Origin of the sequence: Pseudomonas sp. B21-009 (assembly GCF_024749345.1) — a bacterium.
GTDB lineage: Bacteria > Pseudomonadota > Gammaproteobacteria > Pseudomonadales > Pseudomonadaceae > Aquipseudomonas.
This window is the reverse complement of sequence record NZ_CP087199.1, coordinates 1,182,357-1,203,900: the sequence shown is the minus strand read 5'-3', so window position 1 is coordinate 1,203,900 and position 21,544 is coordinate 1,182,357. Positions and strand designations below refer to the sequence as shown.

The 21,544-nt window shown below is 65.9% G+C and carries 21 protein-coding genes; 4 read left to right on the top strand and 17 right to left on the bottom strand.

Translation table 11 applies throughout. From position 1 onward, the window contains the following. Positions 1-34: 34 nt before the first annotated feature. The 5 genes from purT to LOY34_RS05425 all read right to left on the bottom strand — a co-directional run bounded on the left by purT (position 35) and on the right by LOY34_RS05425 (position 3,206). Positions 35-1,216, bottom strand: coding sequence for a formate-dependent phosphoribosylglycinamide formyltransferase (purT, locus tag LOY34_RS05445; RefSeq protein WP_093386859.1), 1,182 nt, complete (start codon positions 1,214-1,216; stop codon positions 35-37). Between the two features lie 88 nt (positions 1,217-1,304). After that, positions 1,305-1,772: a VUT family protein gene (locus tag LOY34_RS05440; protein WP_093386864.1), complete on the bottom strand. Its 468-nt coding sequence runs from the start codon at positions 1,770-1,772 to the stop codon at positions 1,305-1,307. Positions 1,773-1,835: 63 nt separating this feature from the next. After that, positions 1,836-2,039 (bottom strand): DUF1289 domain-containing protein, encoded by a 204-nt coding sequence (locus tag LOY34_RS05435; protein ID WP_045196539.1) that lies wholly within the window; start codon positions 2,037-2,039, stop codon positions 1,836-1,838. Beyond that, a complete protein-coding gene (locus LOY34_RS05430) occupies positions 2,039-2,563 on the bottom strand; it encodes a gamma carbonic anhydrase family protein (protein WP_045196537.1) in 525 nt (174 codons plus the stop codon). The genes LOY34_RS05435 and LOY34_RS05430 overlap by 1 nt, the downstream gene beginning before the upstream one ends. A 43-nt stretch (positions 2,564-2,606) precedes the next feature. Continuing rightward, positions 2,607-3,206 (bottom strand): CoA pyrophosphatase, encoded by a 600-nt coding sequence (locus tag LOY34_RS05425; protein WP_010220257.1) that lies wholly within the window; start codon positions 3,204-3,206, stop codon positions 2,607-2,609. Positions 3,207-3,340: 134 nt separating this feature from the next. On the opposite strand from LOY34_RS05425, the gene LOY34_RS05420 reads away from it, so the two are divergent. From LOY34_RS05420 to LOY34_RS05405, 4 genes are all read left to right on the top strand, one after another. Continuing rightward, on the top strand, positions 3,341-3,895 hold the full coding sequence (locus LOY34_RS05420) for an NUDIX hydrolase (RefSeq protein WP_195885790.1): 555 nt from the start codon (positions 3,341-3,343) through the stop codon (positions 3,893-3,895). A 21-nt stretch (positions 3,896-3,916) separates the two neighbouring features. After that, on the top strand, positions 3,917-4,474 hold the full coding sequence (locus LOY34_RS05415; protein WP_045196533.1) for a murein L,D-transpeptidase family protein: 558 nt from the start codon (positions 3,917-3,919) through the stop codon (positions 4,472-4,474). Positions 4,475-4,625: 151 nt separating this feature from the next. Beyond that, the gene (locus tag LOY34_RS05410; RefSeq protein ID WP_195885789.1) at positions 4,626-6,323 is read left to right on the top strand and encodes a ShlB/FhaC/HecB family hemolysin secretion/activation protein; all 1,698 of its coding nucleotides are present in this window, start codon (positions 4,626-4,628) and stop codon (positions 6,321-6,323) included. Between the two features lie 28 nt (positions 6,324-6,351). Further along, on the top strand, positions 6,352-10,824 hold the full coding sequence (locus tag LOY34_RS05405; RefSeq protein ID WP_258664346.1) for a hemagglutinin repeat-containing protein: 4,473 nt from the start codon (positions 6,352-6,354) through the stop codon (positions 10,822-10,824). 13 nt (positions 10,825-10,837) lie between these two features. Here LOY34_RS05405 and gspN read toward each other — a convergent pair whose 3' ends face one another. From gspN to LOY34_RS05345, 12 genes are read right to left on the bottom strand one after another with little or no spacing between them, the layout of a single operon-like run. Next, complete coding sequence (gspN, locus tag LOY34_RS05400; protein WP_195885787.1) at positions 10,838-11,485, bottom strand: type II secretion system protein N; 648 nt, start codon at positions 11,483-11,485, stop codon at positions 10,838-10,840. After that, positions 11,482-11,868, bottom strand: coding sequence for a type II secretion system protein GspM (gspM, locus tag LOY34_RS05395; RefSeq protein ID WP_195885786.1), 387 nt, complete (start codon positions 11,866-11,868; stop codon positions 11,482-11,484). The genes gspN and gspM overlap by 4 nt, the downstream gene beginning before the upstream one ends. Then, complete coding sequence (locus tag LOY34_RS05390; RefSeq protein WP_195885785.1) at positions 11,865-12,974, bottom strand: type II secretion system protein GspL; 1,110 nt, start codon at positions 12,972-12,974, stop codon at positions 11,865-11,867. Before LOY34_RS05390 ends, gspM begins: the two co-directional genes overlap by 4 nt. Beyond that, positions 12,974-13,561, bottom strand: a complete 588-nt coding sequence (locus tag LOY34_RS05385) for a prepilin-type N-terminal cleavage/methylation domain-containing protein (RefSeq protein ID WP_195885784.1) — start codon at positions 13,559-13,561, stop codon at positions 12,974-12,976. The genes LOY34_RS05390 and LOY34_RS05385 overlap by 1 nt, the downstream gene beginning before the upstream one ends. Further along, positions 13,558-13,926, bottom strand: a complete 369-nt coding sequence (locus LOY34_RS05380) for a type II secretion system protein GspI (protein WP_258664344.1) — start codon at positions 13,924-13,926, stop codon at positions 13,558-13,560. The genes LOY34_RS05385 and LOY34_RS05380 overlap by 4 nt, the downstream gene beginning before the upstream one ends. Further along, the gene (locus LOY34_RS05375) at positions 13,923-14,357 is read right to left on the bottom strand and encodes a prepilin-type N-terminal cleavage/methylation domain-containing protein (protein WP_195885782.1); all 435 of its coding nucleotides are present in this window, start codon (positions 14,355-14,357) and stop codon (positions 13,923-13,925) included. The genes LOY34_RS05380 and LOY34_RS05375 overlap by 4 nt, the downstream gene beginning before the upstream one ends. Before the next feature lie 2 nt (positions 14,358-14,359). Beyond that, entirely contained in the window at positions 14,360-14,794 is a 435-nt protein-coding gene (gene gspG / locus LOY34_RS05370; protein ID WP_195885781.1) for a type II secretion system major pseudopilin GspG, read from the bottom strand. A 14-nt stretch (positions 14,795-14,808) separates the two neighbouring features. Then, the gene (gspF, locus tag LOY34_RS05365; RefSeq protein WP_195885780.1) at positions 14,809-16,011 is read right to left on the bottom strand and encodes a type II secretion system inner membrane protein GspF; all 1,203 of its coding nucleotides are present in this window, start codon (positions 16,009-16,011) and stop codon (positions 14,809-14,811) included. Positions 16,012-16,014: 3 nt separating this feature from the next. Further along, positions 16,015-17,463 (bottom strand): GspE/PulE family protein, encoded by a 1,449-nt coding sequence (locus LOY34_RS05360; protein WP_195885956.1) that lies wholly within the window; start codon positions 17,461-17,463, stop codon positions 16,015-16,017. A 5-nt stretch (positions 17,464-17,468) separates the two neighbouring features. Then, complete coding sequence (gspD, locus tag LOY34_RS05355; protein ID WP_195885779.1) at positions 17,469-19,421, bottom strand: type II secretion system secretin GspD; 1,953 nt, start codon at positions 19,419-19,421, stop codon at positions 17,469-17,471. Between the two features lie 3 nt (positions 19,422-19,424). Beyond that, a complete protein-coding gene (locus LOY34_RS05350; protein WP_093386916.1) occupies positions 19,425-19,850 on the bottom strand; it encodes a pilus assembly protein PilZ in 426 nt (141 codons plus the stop codon). Beyond that, positions 19,847-21,478, bottom strand: coding sequence for a lipoprotein UxpA (locus LOY34_RS05345; protein WP_195885778.1), 1,632 nt, complete (start codon positions 21,476-21,478; stop codon positions 19,847-19,849). Before LOY34_RS05345 ends, LOY34_RS05350 begins: the two co-directional genes overlap by 4 nt. Positions 21,479-21,544 lie beyond the last annotated feature (66 nt).

Here is a 21,544-nt window from a genome sequence, read left to right as displayed (position 1 = left end):
TACCGGTGTAGGAGCGGGCTTGCCCCGCGATTGCTTAGAACTCTACCTTGACCGCCTGCGAAGCACGGGTGGCCTTGGCCCGGGCGGCTTCGATCGACTCGTCGCGGGCCAGGCATACGCCCATGCGCCGCTGGCCGTTGACCTCAGGCTTGCCGAACAGGCGAATGGCGGTATCCGGCTCGCTCAGGGCAGCACCGAGGTTGGCGAAGGCGGTCTGCTGCGACTGGCCTTCCACCAGGATCACCGCCGACGCCGACGGGCCGAACTGACGGATCAGCGGGATCGGCAAGCCCAGGATCGCCCGCGCATGCAGGGCGAACTGCGACAGGTCCTGGGAAATCAGGGTCACCAGGCCGGTGTCATGCGGGCGTGGCGAGACTTCGCTGAACCACACCTGGTCGCCTTTGACGAACAGCTCGACACCGAACAGGCCGCGGCCGCCCAGCGCCTCGGTCACCGCTTTGGCCACCCGCTCGGATTCAGCCAGGGCCACCGGGCTCATCGCCTGCGGCTGCCAGGATTCCTGGTAATCACCCTTCTCCTGACGGTGGCCGACCGGCGCGCAGAAGGTGGTGCCGCCGACATGACGAACGGTCAACAAGGTGATTTCGTAGTCGAAATCGATGAAGCCTTCGATGATCACCCGGCCCTTGCCGGCACGCCCGCCTTCCTGGGCATAGTCCCAGGCCTTTTGCACGTCGTCAGTGCTGCGCAGCAGGCTCTGGCCCTTGCCCGACGAACTCATCACCGGCTTGACCACGCACGGGAAGCCGAGGTCGTCGACGGCCTTGGCGTATTCCTCGAAGGTGTCGGCGAAATGGTACGGCGAGGTCGGCAGGTCGAGCTCTTCGGCGGCCAGGCGACGGATGCCTTCGCGGTTCATGGTCAATTGCGCGGCGCGGGCGGTCGGCACCACGGTGAAACCTTCGTTTTCCAGCTCGACCAGGGTCGCGGTGGCAATGGCTTCGATTTCCGGGACGATGTAGTGCGGCTTCTCGGCCTCGATCACTGCCCGCAGGGCGGCGCCGTCGAGCATGTTGATCACGTGGCTGCGATGGGCCACCTGCATGGCCGGGGCATTGGCGTAACGGTCCACGGCAATCACTTCAACACCCAGGCGTTGCAGCTCGATCACCACTTCCTTGCCCAGCTCGCCGCAGCCACAGAGCAGTACGCGGGTCGCGGTCGGCGACAATGGGGTTCCGATACGGGTCATTTCAGGTCCTCAGAGGGAAGAACATCCTGGGCCGCCCCGTACTCGGTGCAACCCGGTGAAAAGGAGCGCCATTTTACATGAACCGTGCTCAGCCGGTGACCACGCGCTTGCGCGCACGCCAGGCCATGGCCAGCCAGACCACGGTAACCCCGGCGAATTTCGAGGCCATGGCGGTGCCGACCACGGCCGGGGTCAGGGCGCCGATCATGCCGAAGAAGATAAAGGTGTCGATCGGAATGCTCAGCGCCGAACTCAGCCACAGGCGATCGTGCAGCGGCCGCTTGGTGATGGTGAACACCAGCCAGTCGATCAGCTCGGACACCGCGAAGGCCGTGGCGCTGGCCAGGGCGATGGCCGGCTCCGAGGTGATATAGGACAGCACCAGGGCCGCCAGCATGGCCAGCAGCGCGCCGTGGCCGAAGCGGGTCTGGACCATGTCGCGCAGGATGAACACCAGCCCGCCCCAGGCGGACCAGATGACGTCCAGGTGCGGGGCACTGGAGAAGGCGTAGTTGATCAGCACTACGCTGCTGATATAGGCAATCAGAAAGAACATGGGATCGACCGCTGGGTAAGCGCTACAGGGTACTGCAGCGCTTGCCGGCGGCCAAGCGGCGGATCATGCGCCGACGCTGAAGATCAGCCCGGCCGCGACCGCGCGCTCGTGGCACAGTTTGAGCACCTGGCGCCGCTCGCTGTTGTCCATCCGCCCCCAGCGGGTGATTTCAGCGGCGCTGCGCTGGCAGCCGGTGCAGATATCGGCGTCATCCAGCGCGCAGATCTGCACGCAGGGCGAGGCGACCGGGCGTTCAGGCGTGCTCATCAATCCTCCTGCGGGGCCAGGTCGCGGGCATAACGCTCGGCGTTGTGCACGTAATGGGCGGCACTGGCTTCAAGCATCTTCTTTTGCGCCTCGGTCAGTTCGCGCACCACCTTGCCCGGCGAGCCCATCACCAGCGAGCCGTCAGGTATTTCCTTGCCTTCGGGGATCAGCGCGTTGGCGCCAATGATGCAGTACTTGCCGATCCGCGCACCGTTGAGGATCACCGCGTTGATGCCGACCAGGCTGTGGTCGCCGACCGTGCAGCCGTGAAGCATGGCGTTGTGGCCGACGGTCACGCCCTTGCCCAGGGTCAGCGGCGAGCCCATGTCGGTGTGCATCACCGTGCCGTCCTGGACGTTGCTGTTCTCGCCGATGTCGATCAGCTCGTTATCGCCGCGCAACACCGCGCCGAACCAGACGTTGGCGCCGGCCTGCAGGCGTACCTTGCCGATCAGCGTGGCAGTCGGCGCAACCCAGCTGCGCGGATGGGTTTCGACCCGCAGGTCGCCCAGACGGTATTTCATGCGTGGATCCTCACGGTGCGGCGTGGCTGGCGGGTGGTCCCGCTCAAATGGGGGTAAAGCGTTCAGGCGGCTGATGCAGGCTGATGTTGGCATCGTAAAGCAAGTTGACCAGCTCGACGATCATGATCGCCGACAGCCCCCAGATCTTGTACTCGCCATAGCGGTAGCTGGGCACGTACCAACTGCGGCCCTGATAATCGATACGGTGGGTATGGTCACGCGGGTCCTGGCGAAAGAACTCCAGCGGCACGGTGAACACCGCAGCGATCTCGGCGTCGTTGGCCTGGTATTCGACAAAATCCGGAATCAGGCCGACGAAAGGCGTTACTTTCAGCCCATGCAGCGAGATCAGCGGGCTCAACGGGCCGATGATCTCCACCAGGCCCGGCGGCAGGCCGATTTCTTCTTCGGCTTCACGCAGGGCGGTGAAGATCAGGTCGGGGTCTTCCGGATCGCGGCGACCACCGGGGAAGGCCACCTCGCCGCCGTGGGTCGACAAGCCCTTGGCGCGCAGGGTCAACACCAGCTCCGGCTCTTCGCTGCGGGTGATGGGCAATAACACAGCGGCCTCGGGAAAACGTCGGTCCGTCTCCAGGGTACTCGGCGTATGACTGCTCACGCGGCGAAGTAGCTCGTCCAGCATTGCTCTCTCTCGATTCCAAAGCCTGTCGTGCATGATGCACCAAAGCCGCGGGCCGCCCAAGTCCCGGCGACGATCCGGCTTGCGGCCGCAGGGACAGTGGCGCCAAGATAGGCGCACCTAACAGGAATAAAAGCATGAAATTCTGCAGTGCGTGCGGCAATCAGGTGATTCAGCGTATTCCCGAGGGCGATACCCGCCTGCGCTATGTCTGCGATCACTGCCAGACCATTCATTACCAGAACCCCAACATCGTCGCCGGGGTGCTGCCGACCTGGGGCAGCCGGGTGCTGTTGTGCCGCCGCGCCATCGAACCGCGCCGGGGCTACTGGACCTTGCCCGCCGGGTTCATGGAGAACGGCGAAACCATCGAACAGGCCGCGCGCCGGGAGACCGATGAAGAAGCCTGCGCCCGCGTAGGCAACATGAGCCTCTACCAACTGTTCGACCTGCCGCACATCAACCAGGTGCACGTGTTCTTTCGCGCCGAGCTTGCCGACCTGGACTTTGCCGTCGGCGTAGAGAGCCTGGAAGTGCGGCTTTTCGACGAAAGTGAAATCCCGTGGGACGAGCTGGCTTTCCGCACCGTCAGTCGTACCCTAGAATGCTATTATCGTGACCGCATCGAGCAGCGCTTCCCGATCGGCAATGAATGCCTGTCACCCATGCTCGTCTCGTCACCCAACACCTAGCTTTTTCAGGGATATTGTTTCATGCGCTGGTTGCTTGCCCTTTTCTGCCTCAGTGTGGCTTCGATGTCCCAGGCGGGTTTCACCGAAACCATCATCACCCGGCCGGTCGACCAGACCGCGCCTTCGCCACTGCAACCGCAAGCGCCCAAGCCTGCGCTGATCGACAAGATCCTGGTGATCAAGTCCGAACGTCGTTTACAGCTGATCAGCGCCGGCACGCCGCTGAAAACCTACCGCATCTCCCTGGGCAAGCAACCCAAGGGCGCCAAGCTGCGCGAAGGCGACAAGCGCACCCCCGAAGGCTTCTACTGGATCGACTGGCGCAAGCAGAGCGACCGCTACAACCTGGCCATGCACGTGTCCTACCCGAATATCACCGACGCCGCCCGCGCCCGTCGTGAAGGCGTTCCGCCGGGAGGGATGATCATGATCCACGGCACGCCGCTGAGCGAGGAATACCCGGAAGAAGTCTTCCACACCCTCGACTGGACCGAAGGCTGCATCGCCATGACCAACCGCGACATGCGTGAAGTGTGGAACATGGTCCCGGACGGCACCATGATCGAGATCCGCCCCTGATCGCCCCTTAAGGCGCTTCCGGCAAGCACGTCGGAAGCTTCCCTCGCAACTCAGGCCTCAGCCCTACCCGTCTACCGGCTCGGTAGCGCATCCATTCGAATAGTAGCGTCCATAGAATCCACGCATCTGGATACCACCTGGACGCTACTGCATGCCCTGTTCACTCAGCATTGTCGCTGCACGCCTTGTCATCCGGCCTTCGGCCCTCTTTGTTGTGCTGTTGATGGTGCGCCCCGCCAGTGCTCATGAACACCTGGGCATTCAGCCGCTACGCGACCAGCGTCTGCAACTGGAACAACTCGAGCAACGTCAACGCCTGCGCAAGCTGCAACGTGGCGATGAATTGGCCGAACCGGCCAGCCAAGCACCAGCCGCCACCGAGGCCTCGCCCTGCTGGCCGCTGAACGGCGTACGCCTGGCTGGCAACCGGCAACTCGACTCGGCAGAGCTGGCAGCCAGCGTGCGACCGCTGCTGACGCCATGCATGGACGTGGCACGGATCAACCTGATCCTCAAAACCATCACCGAGCAGTACTTGCAAGCCGGCTACCTGACCAGCCGCCCCTACCTGAGCCAGCCGCCGCAAGCAGGCGCGACCCTGGACATCGAGATCGTCGAGGGCTTTGTCGAGTCGATCGAGCTGGCCGACCCCGACTTGCCGCTGTCACTGCACAGCGCATTCCCGAGCCTGCTCGGCCAGCCCTTGCGCCTGAGCGAACTGGAACAGGGCATGGACCAGTTGAACCGGCTGCGGGCCTTCGACCTGGGTGCCGACCTGCTGCCCGGCGAGCTGCAAGGCGGCACCCGCATCCTCATCACGCCGCGGCAGATCAACCCGCGCTGGCGCCTGGGCAGCAGCTTCGACAACCGTGGCAGCGAGCTGACCGGGCGCGAACGTGCCGGCGCCAGCCTGACCCTGGACAGCCCCTTGCAGCTCAATGACTACAGCCAGCTGTCGTTAACCTCGACGCTCGGCTCCGGCGCCAGTTACAGCCGCGGCTACGGCCTGTACTACAGCATTCCCTACGGCCCCTGGACCTACGCGCTCAACCTCAACCAGCTGCAGTACCAGGCGCAACTGCCGGGCCGGCGCGAGCGTAGCAGTGGCCAGAGCGGGTTCTACGGCCTGAGCCTTGAACGCAACCTGTGGCGCAACCAGCACGGGCTGCTCAGCGCCAGCCTGCGCCTGGACCAGAAACGCCTGGACAACCGTCTGGCCGGGCAACGCCTGCACGTGCAAAGCCCGACCCTTACCAGCCTGGAAGCAGGCCTGAACCTGCTGTGGCTCGACGCCAACCTGTGGAGTGCCTACCTGGGCATTGCCCAGGGCCTGGACTGGTTTGGCGCCGATACTGCGCCGCTGGCCAGCAACGCGCCGCAACCGCAGTTTCGCAAATATCGCGCAAGCGCCCTGCACCTGCGCCAGGGCCGTGACCCGGCCTGGCCCTGGCGTTGGCAGAGCGAACTGAACCTGCAGTACAGCGCCGACGCTCTGCCGGCAGTCGAGCAATTGCTGCTCAGCGACACCAGTGCCGTGCGCGGCTTTCGCCAACAGGTGGCGGCTGGTGCTAGCGGCGCCGCGTGGCGCAACACCCTGAGCCAGCCGTTGGCCCTGAACCTGCCCGCCGGGCTAGTGATTCGCCCGCAACTGGGCCTGGACCTGGGCTGGAGCAAATTCGACCACGGCCGCGCCGCACAGCGCTTGGCCGGCGCCCATGCCGGCCTTGAACTGAACCTGCCCGACAGCCTGCTCAAGCTTGACTACCAACGCGCGCTGCACGCCAGCAACACCCGCCGCCAGGACCTGGAGCCCGGCTACTGGCTGCTGGAGTGGGTACTGAACATCTGAAGTCCACAACAAAAAAGAGAAGACAGTGATGCCCAAGACGCCCTCCCCCGCTGTACAACGGCGCAGGCTCAATCGCCTGCGCTGGATAATCGCCCTGAGCCTGATGAGCCCGGGCATTGGCCTTGCCGCCAACGGCCTGCAAGCGGCAGCCGGGGTTGCCGGTACGCCGCTGATCACCGATCGGCACGGTGTACCGGTGATCGATATTGTCGCGCCCAACGCCAGTGGCCTGTCGCACAACCAGTTTCTCGATTACAACGTCAACAAATCCGGGTTGGTGTTGAACAACGCCCTGCAGACCGGGCAATCGCAACTGGCCGGCGCCCTGGCCGCCAACCCGCAGTTCCAGGGCCAGGCCGCCTCGACCATTCTCAATGAAGTGATCAGCCGCAACGCCTCGCGCATTGCCGGCCCACAGGAAATCTTCGGTCGCCCGGCCGACTACATCCTGGCCAACCCCAATGGCATCACCCTCAACGGTGGCAGCTTCATCAATACCACCCGTGCAGGCTTTCTGGTCGGTACGGTCGAGCTGCAAGACCAGCGCCTCAAGTACCTCGATACCCGTACCGCCAGCGGCACCCTGGAGGTCCTCGGCGCCGGCCAGAGCAACCACTACGGAGCTCTCGAACTGATCGCCCCACGCATCGACAGCCGCGGCGCGCTCGCGGCGCGCGACGACTTGAGCCTGGTGGTCGGGCGCAACCGCATCGACGCCACCGACGGCCAGGTCATCGAGCACCTGGCGGCGCCGGCTGGCAGTATCGATGCCAGCCTGTTTGGCGCCATGCAGGCCGGGCGCATCCGTATCCTCAGCACCGCGGCGGGCGCCGGTGTGCGCATGGCCAGCAGCCAGTTGCAAGCCCGCGACGGGATCGACATAGACGCTGCCGGCACCCTGGAGATCAGCGCCGTACGCGCCCAGGCGCAACAGGTAAACATCAAGGCCGGCAAGAACCTCACCCTCGATGCCCAAGCGCGGGAAAACATCAGCCGCGAACAGCAGAACCGCAAAGAAAAGTGGGGGCTCATCACCACCGAAACCTACGAGCGCGAAAGCACCCGCACCGAGCGCCAACAGGTCGGCAGCCAGATCAAGGCCAGCCAGGACATCAACCTGCAGGCGGGCGGCGACCTGCGCATGGTCGCCACCAGCGTCGAGGCCGGTGGCGACCTGTCGGTCAAGGCGGGCCAGAACCTGACCATCAGCGCCGGCGTCGACAGCCTGCAGGTCGATGAAAAAATCCGCCACCGCAAACATCTGTGGCGCGGTGACAAGGACAGCAGCAGCTACCAGGAAAGCGCCAAGGCCAGTGTTCTATCCGGCCAGCAGGTTTCCCTGGCGTCCAAAGGCAACACGCAGATACTGGGCAGCGCCCTGAGCAGCGCCGGCGACATGAACCTTAAGGCCGGCAAGCTGGAGGTCGCCAGCATCGCACTGAGCAACGACGAAAACACCCGCAACTACAGTGGCGACCTGGTCTCCGGCAGCTTCTTCGGCAAGAACGGCCAGACCCAAGCCAAGGGCCAACAGGGTAGCGCCAGTAACCTTCAAGCTGAAGGTGCATTGACCGTGGTGGCTGACCAGGTGCAAATCAAAGGCTCAAAGGTTCAAGCCAAAGGCGATGCACTGTTGCTCAGTGAAAAAGCCCGGTTGTCGGTCGAAGCGACACACAATGAGTCCAGCGTCGAGCAACGCGAGAGCGATAGCAAACTGTTCGGCCTGATCGCCGAAAACAGCCAGCGCCAGGAACACCGCCAGCAAGTGCTAAGCAGCGACCTGGCCTCTGCAAGCAACCTGCGCCTGGCCAGCGCCGATGACCTGCAGGTGATCGGTTCAAGGCTTCAGGCCGGCAAGCAATTGCACCTGCAGGCGCAAAACGCCATCGATGTGCGCAGTGCCGAACAACTGCAGACCGTCAGCGAACAAAACCGGCAACAGGGCTTCACTGCCAGCGCCAGCCAGACCCAGGACGCCATCGACGGCAAGCCCGACTCGCGCCAGTACACAGCTTCGGTGGGTTACGCCGTGGTCAACACCGACACGCAGGCATCCCACCTCAAGCAGGTTGCCAGCGAGCTCAAGGGCGCAGGCGTTGCACTCGAAAGTGCTGAAGATATCGACATCACGGGCTCCAGCATTGAGGCGCTCGCCGGTGACCTTCAGTTGGATGGTCGCACTGTCACCATAAGCGCAGCTCGCGAGCTACAGTCGCAGCAGACCACCACCGGCGAAAGTGGCGGCGGCCTGCGCGTCAGTGGCGGCATCGATGCTGTTGGCAGCGCCTTCGAAGGCTACTACAGGCGCCAGGAGGTCGATGAACGCGCAAGCCAGGCGCAACGCAGCAGCCTGAGCGCCAGTGGCGATCTGCGCGTGACTGCCGACACGTTGGTCAACGAGGCTGCCCGCCTGACAGCTGGCCGGTCGCTGGAGCTGCAGGCCGGCAGCGTGGACAATCGCGCCGTCGACGATACCCGCGAATCAAAACAGACCCAGACCCACTGGCAAGCCAGCCTCGGCGCCAGCCTGGTGTACAAGGACCTGACCCGCCCGGTGGAGAACCTGGTCACCGGTAAAGAAGCCAGTCGCTTCCAGCAGGCATCAATCGAAGACGCCCTGGCCCCGCCAACGCTGGGCGCTGATCTTGAGTTCAAACACCTCAATCGCGAGCAAACCACGCGCAGCAGCACCGCGCAGGTCACCGAACTCACGGGCCAGCGTATCAACCTCAAGGCCGGCAGCCTCGACGATGCCGGCACCCAGTACCGGGCCAGCCAGGGGCCTTTGTCGATCCAGGCGCAAAACCACCGCTTCGTCGCCGCCCAGGACAGCACCAGCACAGGTGTCGAGCGCCTGGATGTGGACGCTGCGGTGCGCGTCGAAACCAGCACCGGCAGCGATATCAACCTGCGTCTTTCCGGCAAGGGTGGCTCGCTGCTGACCGACAACAGCACGCAAACCGCACGCCCTGGCAGCCTCTATGGGCAAACCGGCATCCAGGTGCAACTGGGCAGTGACGGCCTGTACGAAGGCACGCGCTTCAATGCCGGAGACGGCTCGCTCGCAATAGCCGCCAAGGGTGACCTGAGCCTTGCCCAGGCCAACGATCAACAGCGCCAACAGTTGAACAAACTCGACGGCAACGGCTGGTTCAAGGCAGGCAACGCACCGGCGGGCAGTGCCCTGGAGTTTCGCGGCTACCTTGACCAGAGCAAACTGGACAGTGTCGATACCCAGGCCCGCGTGGTAGAAATAGACGCCAAAGGCAAAGTGCAACTGCAGGCCGGTGGTGCCCTCGAGCTTGTGGGTGGGCGCATCGGCAGCAGCGCGGCCAAGGTCGCCGATATCGAACTGCAAAGCGCGGGTGCGCTGAAAGTCAGCGCTGCCACTGATACCCACAAGGCTCAAGGCAGCAACATCGGCGGCGGCCTGGAATTGCTCGGTAAAAGCACCAGCAATGGCAAAGGCGGTGGCCTGGGTGGCCACTTCGGCACGGGCCGGGTCGATGAAGCCAGTACCACGGCCAGCGGGGCCAACTGGTTTGCCAGGGAGCAACTGCTGTTGAGCAGCACCGCCAGTCAGGACGATGCGCTGACGCTGCAAGGCGTCAAGGCCTCGGCAAACCGGGTCGCCATCAGCGCCAGCGAAGGCGGCGTGCTGATCGAGGCCGCAGGCAGCAGCGAACGGCGCAACAACCTCGACATCACCGCCGGTGCCGGCCTTAACGCCGCGCCAGGGGCGACGTCGAAAGAGGCCAAACGCGGGCTGTATGCCCGCGGGCAGGTGAACATCGACAACGCCGACAATCTCACCTTCGCCAACAGCCAATGGCGCGCCGGCCAGATCAGCCTGGCCAGCCTGAGCGACACGCGCCTTGAAGGTGTACGCCTGGATGCCGGGCGCATCGACGGCCAGGTGGGCGGCGACCTGCACGTCGCCAGCCGCCAGGACCGGGTCAACCAGCTGAACGTGCAGGTGGATGCGCGCTTGAGCCAGGAAAAGAACCCACAGGGCTATATCAACGCCGCCAACGCGGTGGCCGGCCCGCTGGCTGACAAGGTCGGTAAACCGGTCGGCGGCGCGTTGCAGAAAGTCGACCCGAAGACCTCACCCACCGTCACCCTCAAGGTCGAGCACACCCAGCGCGACACCGTCGCCAGCCAGAGCGCGCTCAACGGCCGCGACGGCATCGACCTTGAGGTCGGTGGCGCCGTGCGCCTCTCCGGCGCCAGCCTGCAAGCGAACAAGGGCAAGGTGCAGTTGGGCGGTGCCGCCGTCACCGAGCAGAACGTGCAGGGGCGCGATTACTATCGCCAGGTGGGCATCAACGCCTCGAACGCACCGGTCGAGCTGGTCAGCGGCCTGATCGATGTCTACGGCTCCGGCGCCAACAGCAACGCAGGAGAAAAGCCGTTGGACCTCGGTTTCCTGCGCACCAGCGGGCATGACCGCAGCACCACTCTGGCCTCGAGCATAACGGAGGGCAGCAAGCCGCGCTGAGACCGCCTGCCGGTCACCACTTGAGGGTGCGGCTGATGCCGGTTGCATCCGCCTTGAGCCAGCCGGCCGCCAGCAACACCGGGTACAGGGCGGTACCCGGTGTCATCTCGCCCTGCAGCTTCGCGCGCCGGGCGAGCAGGTCGGCATCCAGCTCGGCCTGATGCTGCCCCTGCAACTGCAACCGCGCCAGCAGATGCATGCCTGCCGAGCAATCAATGCGCACCTGGCCCGCCCCAAGGGGCACCGACCAGGGCGCGTCCATGGCCAGACCGTCGACGCTGATCTCGCCCTGGCTGCCTCGGCACTGTCGACCGCTACCCTGCACGTCGATCCGCCCGCTCCACTCACCCGTCAGCCGATAGGACGAAGACGTCGTGAGTGTAGGCTGCATTGGCACTACTGCCGCCCGCCAGTTCCACGGCCAGCCAGCGACCTGTACCTGCCAGCTTTGCCCCTGGAACCCAAGCTCGACCTGCGCCTGCAGACGCCAGGGCTGCCAGTGCCAAGCGACCGGCCCCACCTGCCCCAGCCGTTGCGCCTGGCCTTGCCAGAGGCTGCCGGAGACGCCTTCAGCGGCAACGGGTGCGAGCAGCCAGTTCGCCGGCAAAGCGGCCGACAGGCTCAACACGAACACCAGGGAGAACCCGCCCGCGCGCGTCATTGTTGCAACTCCAGCTCGAAGCTCATACCTGACTCGCCCTGCTCCAGCGACCAGCGCAGCGGGCGCACGCCTTCGCGCTGTACAGCCAGTAGCCAGCGCTGCACACCTTGCTCATCGGCGGCACGGCCCTTGATCTGCCAACTGTGGTTTTCTGCCAGCACTCCATTGAGGGCAATACTGTGTGCCTGCGCCGATTGCTGCAGTTGCTCGGCACTGAAGCGCGTCTGCACCTGCAGGCTGGCCGCCGAGCGGGCCAGGGCTTGCCACTGCCGTGCGTCCTGCAAGCGCGCCGTGCCTTCACGAACGATCAAGGTGACAAGCAATACGCCTACCATCACCCAGGCTGCCGGCATCAACCAGCGGCGCTGCAGCCATGCACTCATGAGACAGCTCCCAGGTCGAACACCAGTTGCAGTTGGCCTTCGCCCGTGCTTGCTGCAACCGCCACGCCAACCTGCCGGGCGATGGCCTGCCAGGTTGCCGCCTCGGGTGCCTGGTCGCCACGCAGGCGCAGGGTCCAGCGTTGTCCGTCAAAGCCACTGGCGCTGACGTGCCAACCGGGTTGTGCCTGCAACCATTGCTGCACCGCCATCTGCAACTGCTCAATCTGACGCAGGCGCAAGTGGCGATCCGCCTCGGCCTGGCGCTGACGCTTGAGGAGCTGGGCTGCCTGGCGAGGTGAAGTGACCGGCCCGGTGACCGCCACCACTTGCGCCTTGTAGACCTCGTTCTGGCGCCATTGCTGGGCCAGCCACAGGCCGCTGCAGACCAGCCCCAACAGCGCGCAGGCGGCCATCAGGCGCCATTGCCCGGGGGCCATGGCAACGCGCAGCCGCATCTGCCGCGCCGGGTGCAGAGCAAACAGGCTGGGCAAAGGCTCCAACGCGGCCAACCGCGCTGGCCAGGCCCCTTCAAACATTTCGGGTTGCAGGCTTGGCCAGGGAGCCGGCAAGTTCGATCCCAGCAGCGTCGGCCAGGCCAGCCAATGCTGGCGTGAGAGTTCGGTTACCCCCTTGAGCAACAGCAGGTCCGGGCTGCGCTGCCAGCACAGGGCGGTACCCGCTGGAGTGTCTGCCAGCAACTGAAACTCGGCCCAGCAGCGCTCGACGTTCAGGCCCCATTCGGCGCACTGGCTCAACCATTGTTCGAGCAAAGCCTGATCGACGCTTACCAGCTCCAGTTGATTGCCCTGACGTGAAACACAGCCACAACGGATCGATTCGGCCGGTTGCAGCAAACGCTCTTCAAGCAGCAAAGGCCACTCATCACGCTTGAGCCCTGGCGGCGCCGCAAGCTGGCTATGGCTGCAGTGGTTACCGGGCAGAATCAGCGCCACACACGCGCCGTCCGGGCTGGGCGGTTCGCCCTCGCCGGCTTCGCGCCTGCCGTCGGCCAGGCGCAACCAGCTCCAGGGCGCTTGCCCCACACCAGGGCGCAGCAGCAACCAGTTGCTTTCGCGTGGCGTTTGCCAGCGTTCAAGCCATTTCATCAGGGTGCCTCCGGCAGGGCGAAGGTACAGACATAAGGTGCTCCATCACGCTTGAACTCAAGGCGCACACCGCGATCCGGGGCGGACCGCTCGGCAGAAGGAAAGGCCAGCCAGCGGCCCGATTGAAAAAACGCAACGCTTGGCGCCGTGACCTGATCGAGCTGTTCACGTTGACGCCATTGAGGCTTACCCACCGCATACAGGTCGGACGAGGTTTCCAGCAGCAGGCGTTGCCCGCGAGTGTCGTAGCTCAGGCGTTGACGCTGCAGGCGCGAGCCGCCCTCGGCTTGCGGCCAGGCACTGCGGGCCACCCATTGCAACTGCAGGGTGGCGGGTTGCCAGTCGAGCCAGTTGATCGCCAGGGGCAGACGTTGCTCATAGAGCTGGCGCAACACCGTAGAGTCGAAACGCCGCTCCAGGGCCAGGCAGAAATCCAGCACCGGCGAGCCCTGGGCAGGTTGCTGCAAGCGCTCGCGCATACCGGCCCAGGCATTGACCAGCGCCGCCAGCAAGATCCCCAGCACCGCGGTCAGGGCCAGGGCCACCAGCAGCTCAAGCAGGGTCAGGCCCTGCTGGCGGCGCTTCATGGGCGCACCAGAAAGATACGGTACTGGCCGAGCGGATCGCGTCCGTCTCGGTCGGCAAACAGGTGCAATTGCCCTCGGCGCAGGTTGCGCACGCCGGTCGAGGTCAACTGCAGTTGCCAGTGACACTGGCCATCGCCTTGCTGCAATTGCCCGGCGGCGCTGCTTTGCAGCGGCCAGAACCGCTCGACGGCAAACCGCGCCTGCAGCTCGCGCGCACAGAACACCCCCAGGCGGTGCTGCTGCACGCTCTGCTGCACCGCCAGGCGCTGGCGCAACACCTGGCTGGTCATGATTGCCAGGGCGGCGGCAATCCCCAGGGCCACCGTCACCTCAAGCAGGGTGAAGCCGCGTTGTGCGCGCTTCACAGCGGCGCCCTGTGCAACTGGCCGGCGCTGCTCCATTGCCAACGCTGGGTGCCTTCGGGCCAATGCCAGTTCACGGTGGCGCTGCGGGCAAGCCCGGAGGGCGTGAACACCAGGCGTGGCTCGCGGCTGGCAGGCCAGTCGGCTTGCAGCGTTGCCGGCCAGTCAGCGAAATCGACGGGCTCGACCTGCCAGCGCTCGGCGACCCGGCGGACAAATTCGGGGCGGCTGCCATTCCAGCGCAAGCCGCGAATCTCCCCCCCGTGCAGCGCCAGCTCAGCCTGCTGGCGGCTGGCCCCGGCCAGGCGCTCAAGGGCCTGCTGCACCGGCGCCTTGCCGCTGTCGAGCCAGGCAATGCTCAAGGTACTCATCAGCCCGGCGATCAGCAGCACCACAAGCATCTCCAGCAGGGTAAAACCACGCTCGTTGCGCATCCTTAAAGGTTCCAGTTACCCAGGTCGGCATCGATACCTTCGCCGCCCTCGACGCCGTCGGCGCCCAACGAGTAGATATCGATGCGCCCGTGCTGGCCGGGGGCGCGGTACTGATAGGCAGTGCCCCAGGGGTCCTGCGGCAGGCGGCGGATGTAACCGTCGGCGCGCCAGGCGCGTGGCAGCGGCTCTGCCGTCGGTTTGCTGACCAGCGCCGCCAGGCCCTGCTCGGCCGAAGGGAAACGCAGGTTGTCGAGACGGTACATGTCCAGCGCCTGCTCCAGGGTCGACAGGTCGGCCATGACCTTCTGCTTCATGGCCTTGTCCTGGCTGCCGAGCACGCTTGGGGCGACCACGGCGATCAACAGGCCGATGATGAAGATCACCACCATGATTTCCATCAGGGTAAAACCGCGCTGACGCGCGCGTGGGCTGTGCATGGTCTTGCTCCTTTTCAAAGTGTCAGGCCCTGGTTGAGCTGCATGATCGGCAACAGCACGGCGAGGACGATGAACAGCACCACCGCGCCCATCACCAGGATCATCAGCGGCTCGAACAAGGCCATGGCGCTGTCGACCTGGCGGGCGAAGCCACGCTCCTGGTTGTCGGCGACCCGTTCGAGCATGTCCGGCAAGGTGCCGCTGGCCTCGCCACTGGCGACCATGTTCAGCAGCAACGGCGGGAAGTGGCCGCTGGCATCCAGCGCCCGGTGCAGGCTGACCCCGCCCTGCACATCGCTGCTGACCCGTTGCAGGGCCAGGTGGATGCGCCGGTTGTTGACCGTGGCCGTGGCCACTTGCAGGGCTTCGAGCAGCGGTACGCCGCTGCCGCATAGAATCGCCAGGCTGCGCGACAGCCGCGCGCTCTCCAGCACCGCCAGCAAGTTGCCGATCCGCGGCAGGCGCAGCAGCAGGTCATCGCGGCGCAAACACCAGTGCGGACGGCGCAACAGCCAGGCGCCGAGCACCGAAGCCAATACACCACCGAGCAGCAACCAGGGCCCGAGCAGCACCAGCAGGTCGCTGATACCGATCAGCAGCGAAGTGATCCACGGCAGGCTCTGCCCGGAGTGAGCGAACTGCTCGGTAAGCTTGGGCACCACGAAGGTCATCAGGCCAACCACCACCGCCAGCGACACCCCCATCAACACGCAGGGGTAGATCAGCGCCGTACGTGCCTTGTGCTGCTGGCGTTGAACCTGTTCGAGGTGCTCGGCCAGACGCTCCAGCACCTGCGCCAGGCGCCCGGAACGCTCGCCGGCCTCGACCAGCGCGCAGTACAAGCCGGAGAACAGCCCGCCCTGGCGCGCCAGGCTGCGGGCCAGGCTCAGGCCTTCGGCGAGCGATCCGCGCACCGCCACCAGCAGGTTGCGCAGGGCCGGTTCCACCAGTTGCCGCTCCAGGGTCGCCAGGGCATCCACCAAGGGAATGCCGGCGCCGGTGAGGGTCGCCAGTTGCCGGGTCAGCTCGCACAACTGGGCGCGGTTGACCCGCTGGCGGCGCGGCTGTTGAGTGGCCGCATCGTGGCGTTGCAACTGCCGGGTGAACAGCCCTTGCTCACGCAACAGCTGGCGGGCATGGCGCTCGCTGTCGGCCTGGATGCTGGCCTTGCGTGCGCGGCCGCTGAGGTCGACCGCTTGGTAACGAAAGGTCGGCATGGGTTAGCCCTGCACCGCGCGCAGCACTTCGGCGAGGCTGGTATCGCCGCGGCGCAGGCACTCGCTGGCCATGCCGGCAAGGCTCTGGCGGCGCCCGGCCAGATGCTCGTGCATGGCCACTTCGCTGGCGCCGTCGTACAGCAGGGCGATCAGCCCGGCGTCCAGCTCGATGAATTCGTACAGACCGAGGCGGCCACGATAGCCGCTGCCCTGGCACTGCTCGCAACCGACGGCATGGAAGGTCTCGCTCAGCTCCGCCAGCTCCGGCCACAGCTGCCGCTCAGCCGCCTGCAAGGGTTGCGGCCGCGCACAGCTGCACAGGCGCCGCACCAGGCGCTGGGCCATGACCCCGCGCAGGCACGAGGCGATCAGGAACGGCTCGATACCCATGTCACGCAGGCGCGTCACCGCCCCCACGGCGCTGTTGGTGTGCAGGGTCGAGAGCACCAGGTGGCCGGTGAGGCTGGCTTGCACGGCGATCTGCGCGGTCTCGCGGTCGCGGATTTCGCCGAGCATGATCACGTCCGGGTCCTGGCGCAGGATCGCCCGCAGGCCGGTGGCGAAGGTCAGCCCGGCGCGGGGGTTGATGGCGGTCTGGCCGATGCCGGCGATGGCGTATTCGACCGGGTCTTCGACGGTGAGGATGTTGCGGCTGCCATCGTTGAGGCTATTGAGGCTGGCGTACAGCGTGGTGGTCTTGCCCGAGCCGGTCGGCCCGGTGCTCAGGACGATACCGTTGGGCCGCGCCAGGCAGCCACGCAAGCCCTGCTCCACCGCTGCCGGCATGCCGAGGTTGACCAGCGCCAGCAGGCTGGCCTGCTTGTCGAGCACACGCATCACCACCCGCTCGCCGTGGATACCGGGCAGGGTCGAGACCCGCACGTCCACCTCTCGCCCGGCTGCGCGCAGGGTGATGCGCCCATCCTGAGGCTGGCGTTTCTCGGCGATGTCCAGGCGGGCCATGACCTTGATCCGCGACACCAGCATCGCCGACAGCGCGCGTGGCGGGCGCAGCACTTCACGCAAGTGGCCGTCGACGCGCAGGCGCACCACCAGGCTCTGCTCGAAGGTCTCGATATGAATGTCCGAGGCTTGCAGGCGCAAAGCCTGGGCAAACAGGCCGTTGATCAGGCGAATCACCGGCGCTTCGTCGTCGCTTTCGAGCAGGTCTTCGATGCGCGGCATTTCGCTCATCAGGCCGTCGAGGTCGACCTGTTCACCGATGCCCTCGATCAGCGCGGCGGTGGCGCCTTCACCGGCCTGGTACAGCTGGCCCAGGCGGCTGTCGAAACTGGCGCTGTCGAGGTGGCAGACTTCGTCCGGCTGACCCTGCACGCGCAGCAGCTCCTGCAATTGATCGCTGTCGACATCGCTGCGCAGCCACAGGCTCCAGCCCGTCGCCAAAGGCGCCACGGCAAGGCCGGCCTGGCGGGCCAGGCGATAGGGCAACAGCTCCATCACCAGACACCCTCGTCCAGGCGCTGACGGCTGGCCGGAAAGGCTTGCAGCAGCTTGCCGTCATCGCTGATGGCCGGCAGCATCAGGGCAGTGTCCTGCTGCAGGTTGCGGTATTTCTCGGTGCTCAGGCTGGCCAGGCTCGGGCCATCGCGCAGGATGCGTGGGCGAATGAACACCATCAGGTTCTGCTTCACGCCCTGGTGGCCGGAGGAACTGAACAGCCGCCCCAGCCAGGGAATATCACCGAGCAACGGCACTTTCTGATTACTCGAGGTGACCTCGTCGCTGATCAGCCCGCCAAGGATCACCAGGCCGTTATCCTCGACCATGACCTTGGTCTTGATCTCGCGCTTGTTGGTGATCACATCGCTGGCCGAAGCGTTGTCGGCAATCGACGAGACCTCCTGGACGATGTCCAGGCGCACGGTGTTGTCGATGTTGATCTGCGGCTTGATGCGCAGCTTGACCCCGACTTCCTTGCGCTCGATGGTCTGGTACGGGTTGGTGTTGTCCTGGGTCACGGAGCCGGTGACGAAGGGCACTTCCTGGCCGACCAGGATCGACGCTTCGGCGTTGTCCAGGGTCAGCAGGGTTGGCGTCGACAACAGGTTGAAGCCGCTTTTGCTCTTCAGCGCATTGACCAGCACGGCGAAGTTGAAACCGCCGCCGAAGTTGCCAAAGCCTGCGGTCAGGCCGTTGGTGCCTGACAGCAGCTTGGCCAGCGCGGCGTTGTCCTTGCCCGCTGCAGCCCCGGCGATGGCGGCGATGCTCGGGCCGCTGCTGCCGAAGTTGACCGTGCCGGCGCCGAACTTCTCATCGGCGAACAGCCACTGCACCCCCAGCTCTTCGGCGCGTGAATCCGAGACCTCGGCAATGATCGCCTCGACCACCACCTGCGCGCGGCGCACGTCCAGTTGCTCGACGATGTTGCGATAAGCCGCCAGTTCGCTGTCGGGGCCGACCATGACCACGGCGTTGGTGCCTTCTTCATATTCCAGGCGAATCCCCGAGCTGCTTACCGGCATCGGCGCCTTGTCGTCCTTGCCGCCCTCGCCGTTGGCGGCTGGCAGGGTGTCCTGGCTGAGGCTACGCAGGACCTTGACCACTTCGCTGGCATTGGCGTGGCGCAGGTAGATCACCTGGGTGTTGGAGCTGCGCAGGTTATCGCCGGGGCGGTCCAGTTGCGCCAGCAAGGCGCGTACCCGCTCGCGGCTGTCGGCACTGCCGCGCACCAGCAACGCATTGCTGCGCGGGTCGGCCACCACCTGGGCGCTGTCGGCGCCCTGCTCGCGGGCCAGTAACTGGCTGATCAACTTGCTGGTGTCATTGGCGCTGGCATGCTGCAGCGGCATCACCTGCATCGGTTCGTCACTGACCTGATCAAGCTGCAGCAACAGGCTGTCGATGCGTTCCAGGTTGCTGCGCCAGTCGGTGATCACCAGCAGGTTGGCCGCAGGGTACGGGGTGATCACCCCGACCCGGGGATCGATCAGCGGCTTGAGGATGCCCAGCAATTGCTCGCTGGCGGCGTTGCGTACATTGAACACACGGGTGGCGACCCCGTCGCTGCCTTGCGCCGATTTGCCCGCCGTCTCCACCGGTACCGGCTCAAGCCGCGCGGCCTGGTCGGGGACGATCTTGACGCTGCCGTTGGGCAGGTCGACGGCGGCGAAACCCTGGGCGCGCAACTGGGCCAGGAAGATGTCGTAGATCGCGTCGCTGTCGTGGCGATCGACCGTGCGTACGGTGACCTTACCTTTCACCCGTGGGTCGACGATGAAGGTGGTGCCGGTAATTTGCGAGACGCTGTCGATGAACTCGCTGAGCTCGGTGTCGACGAAATTGACTTCGTACAACGGCGTCTCGTTGTCATCCAGCGCCACCGGCTCTTCGGCCCAGGCCAGGTTGAGGCCCAGGCTCAGCACGCTGGCCAGGCAGAGTCTTGCGATCATCATTCATCCTTGGCGCTTGAAGCCGGTCACGGCAGGCCGTGGCGGCCAGGGCAGGCGTTCGCGCCGCCCCTGGTTGTCGAAAATCAGGCCCTGGTCATCGATGCTCTCCAGCACGATGCCCGGCGCCAGGCGCTGGCCACGGCGCATGCTGCGCGTGGCCTGGCCGTAACGCAGCACCACCACCGTGGCGCTGAGCGGCACGGCCCGCAAGCCGCCCAGGTACTCCAGCGGTAAACGGGTCAGCGGCACCTCACCGCTGTCGGCCTGGGCCTGCCAGTGGCCGACCATCAGGCCCGGTAAAGGCGTTGCTTGCGGCACATCGGCCACCGCCGGCAGCGGCGTGCGGCTGAGCTGCAAAACACACTGGGCGGCAAGCCAGGCGGCCAGGGTCAGCAGCGCGCCGCTGAACAGGCGCGAGGCGCGGATCACGCGCTCAACTCACGGGGATGCCAACCGGGATGGCCCTGGACATAGCGCAGCTGCGGCAATTGCAACGCTGGCAATTGCCAGTCGGTCGGCTGCTGCGCCAGCCAGGCCTCGACCCGTTGCCACAGCGGCTCGCCACTGCTAGAGGCGTACTGCAGGCCGAAGGTGCGGCACTGCCCCTGGGTTTCGCTGAAGCCCGAGACGCGCTTGCCGCTCGGGCTGTAGCTCAACTGCCAGGGCTGGCCCAGCCAGCGCGGCAGGTCCTGGCTGTTGTCGAGCAATAGCGGGTCACCGAACAACTGCTCGGCGGCGTTTTCCAGCACCTGCTCGACTTGCCGCGCAGGCGCCTCGACCACCGGCGCCGGGTAGCTGCCGGTCAGGCTGATCAGGTGTTCGCGGGTGATGGCCTGGCCGGCAGCCAGGGGGCTGTCGTAGCGCAGGCCCGGGAGCAACACCGGGTAGCCGCTGTCGGCGGCCAGGGCCAGGTGCAGCAGGCGGTCCCAACTGCCACCGCGGGTATCACGGCGCCACAGTGCCTGCGGTGCGCGCGCCAGGGGTTGATCGAGCCAGGCGGCGTGACCGGCGCGTTGCTGCGCCAGCACACCACGGATCTGCGCGGCGCGGGCCTGGGCGCCAGGGGTAAGGCTGCTTTCGAAGGCCGGATGAAAATGCGCGCTGAATTGCCATTGCCCAGCGCTTCGCTGGCAGCGCACCTGGAAGGCGCCGCAAGCGCGATTGCCAGCGAACAGCACCGGCACGCGCTTGCCGCTGGCTTGCAGCACGGTCACAGGCTCAGGCCAGAAGTCCTGGCCACGGGCGCACAGCAGCAAGTCGGCATCGCTCAGGCGTTCGGCCAGCCACAGGCCGGGGCCGGTGCCGACATCGGCCAGGGCGATCACCAGGTCTGCCTGCCCGCGGGCTTGTTCGAAGGCCGGCAGCAGCGACTGGTACCACTGCTTGAGCGAGGCTTTCTGGTCCTGGGCATAGGGGTCGGTGATGCCGACCACGGCGACCCGCACACCACCACGGCGAAACACTGTAAAGGCTGCAACACCCAGCGCGGTGCCCTGCTCCGCAGCCAGGCCAGCGCCCAGCACGGGCTTGCCATATTGCCGATAAAGGCCGGTGCAACGCTGCGGCCACAGCACCCGCTCATCGCTGCTGACCCGCACGTCGCTGGCCAGCAACTGGCTGCCTTCAACACCGCTACCCCCCTGAGTCAGGTAGGCCAGGCCGCTGCCATTCCAGCCCTGACCGTTCTCCAGGGTCAGGCAGTTGTCGGCCCCGGCGCCTTGGCGCAGTTGCTCGAGCAAGGCCGCCAGCACCGCGTAGCCGCCGGTGCGCACGCCATCGGCGAGGCTGGCGTCGAGCAGCGGGTTGAGTTCGGCGCGGGCCTGGCGGGCGCTGGCGCCGGTCATCCAGGGCGCCTGGCCGAGGTGGGTGACCGGCCCCAGGCGCGTGGCCGGGACCACCGGTTTACCGGCCTGGCGGGCATCGAGGGTGTCAGCGAAATACAGCACATCGAGCGCCGCGTCGTTGCCGGCCGACGTCCCGCCCAGGCCCGCGCAGGCCGTGAGCAGCGGCGCCGCAGCGCCAACGCCGATCCAGTTCAACACTTCCCGTCTGTGCATGTTCAGCCTGTCCCGTCGCCTTCGCGCTTGTTGGTTGTCGGGCCGGGATATTGGGGCGCCTGGATT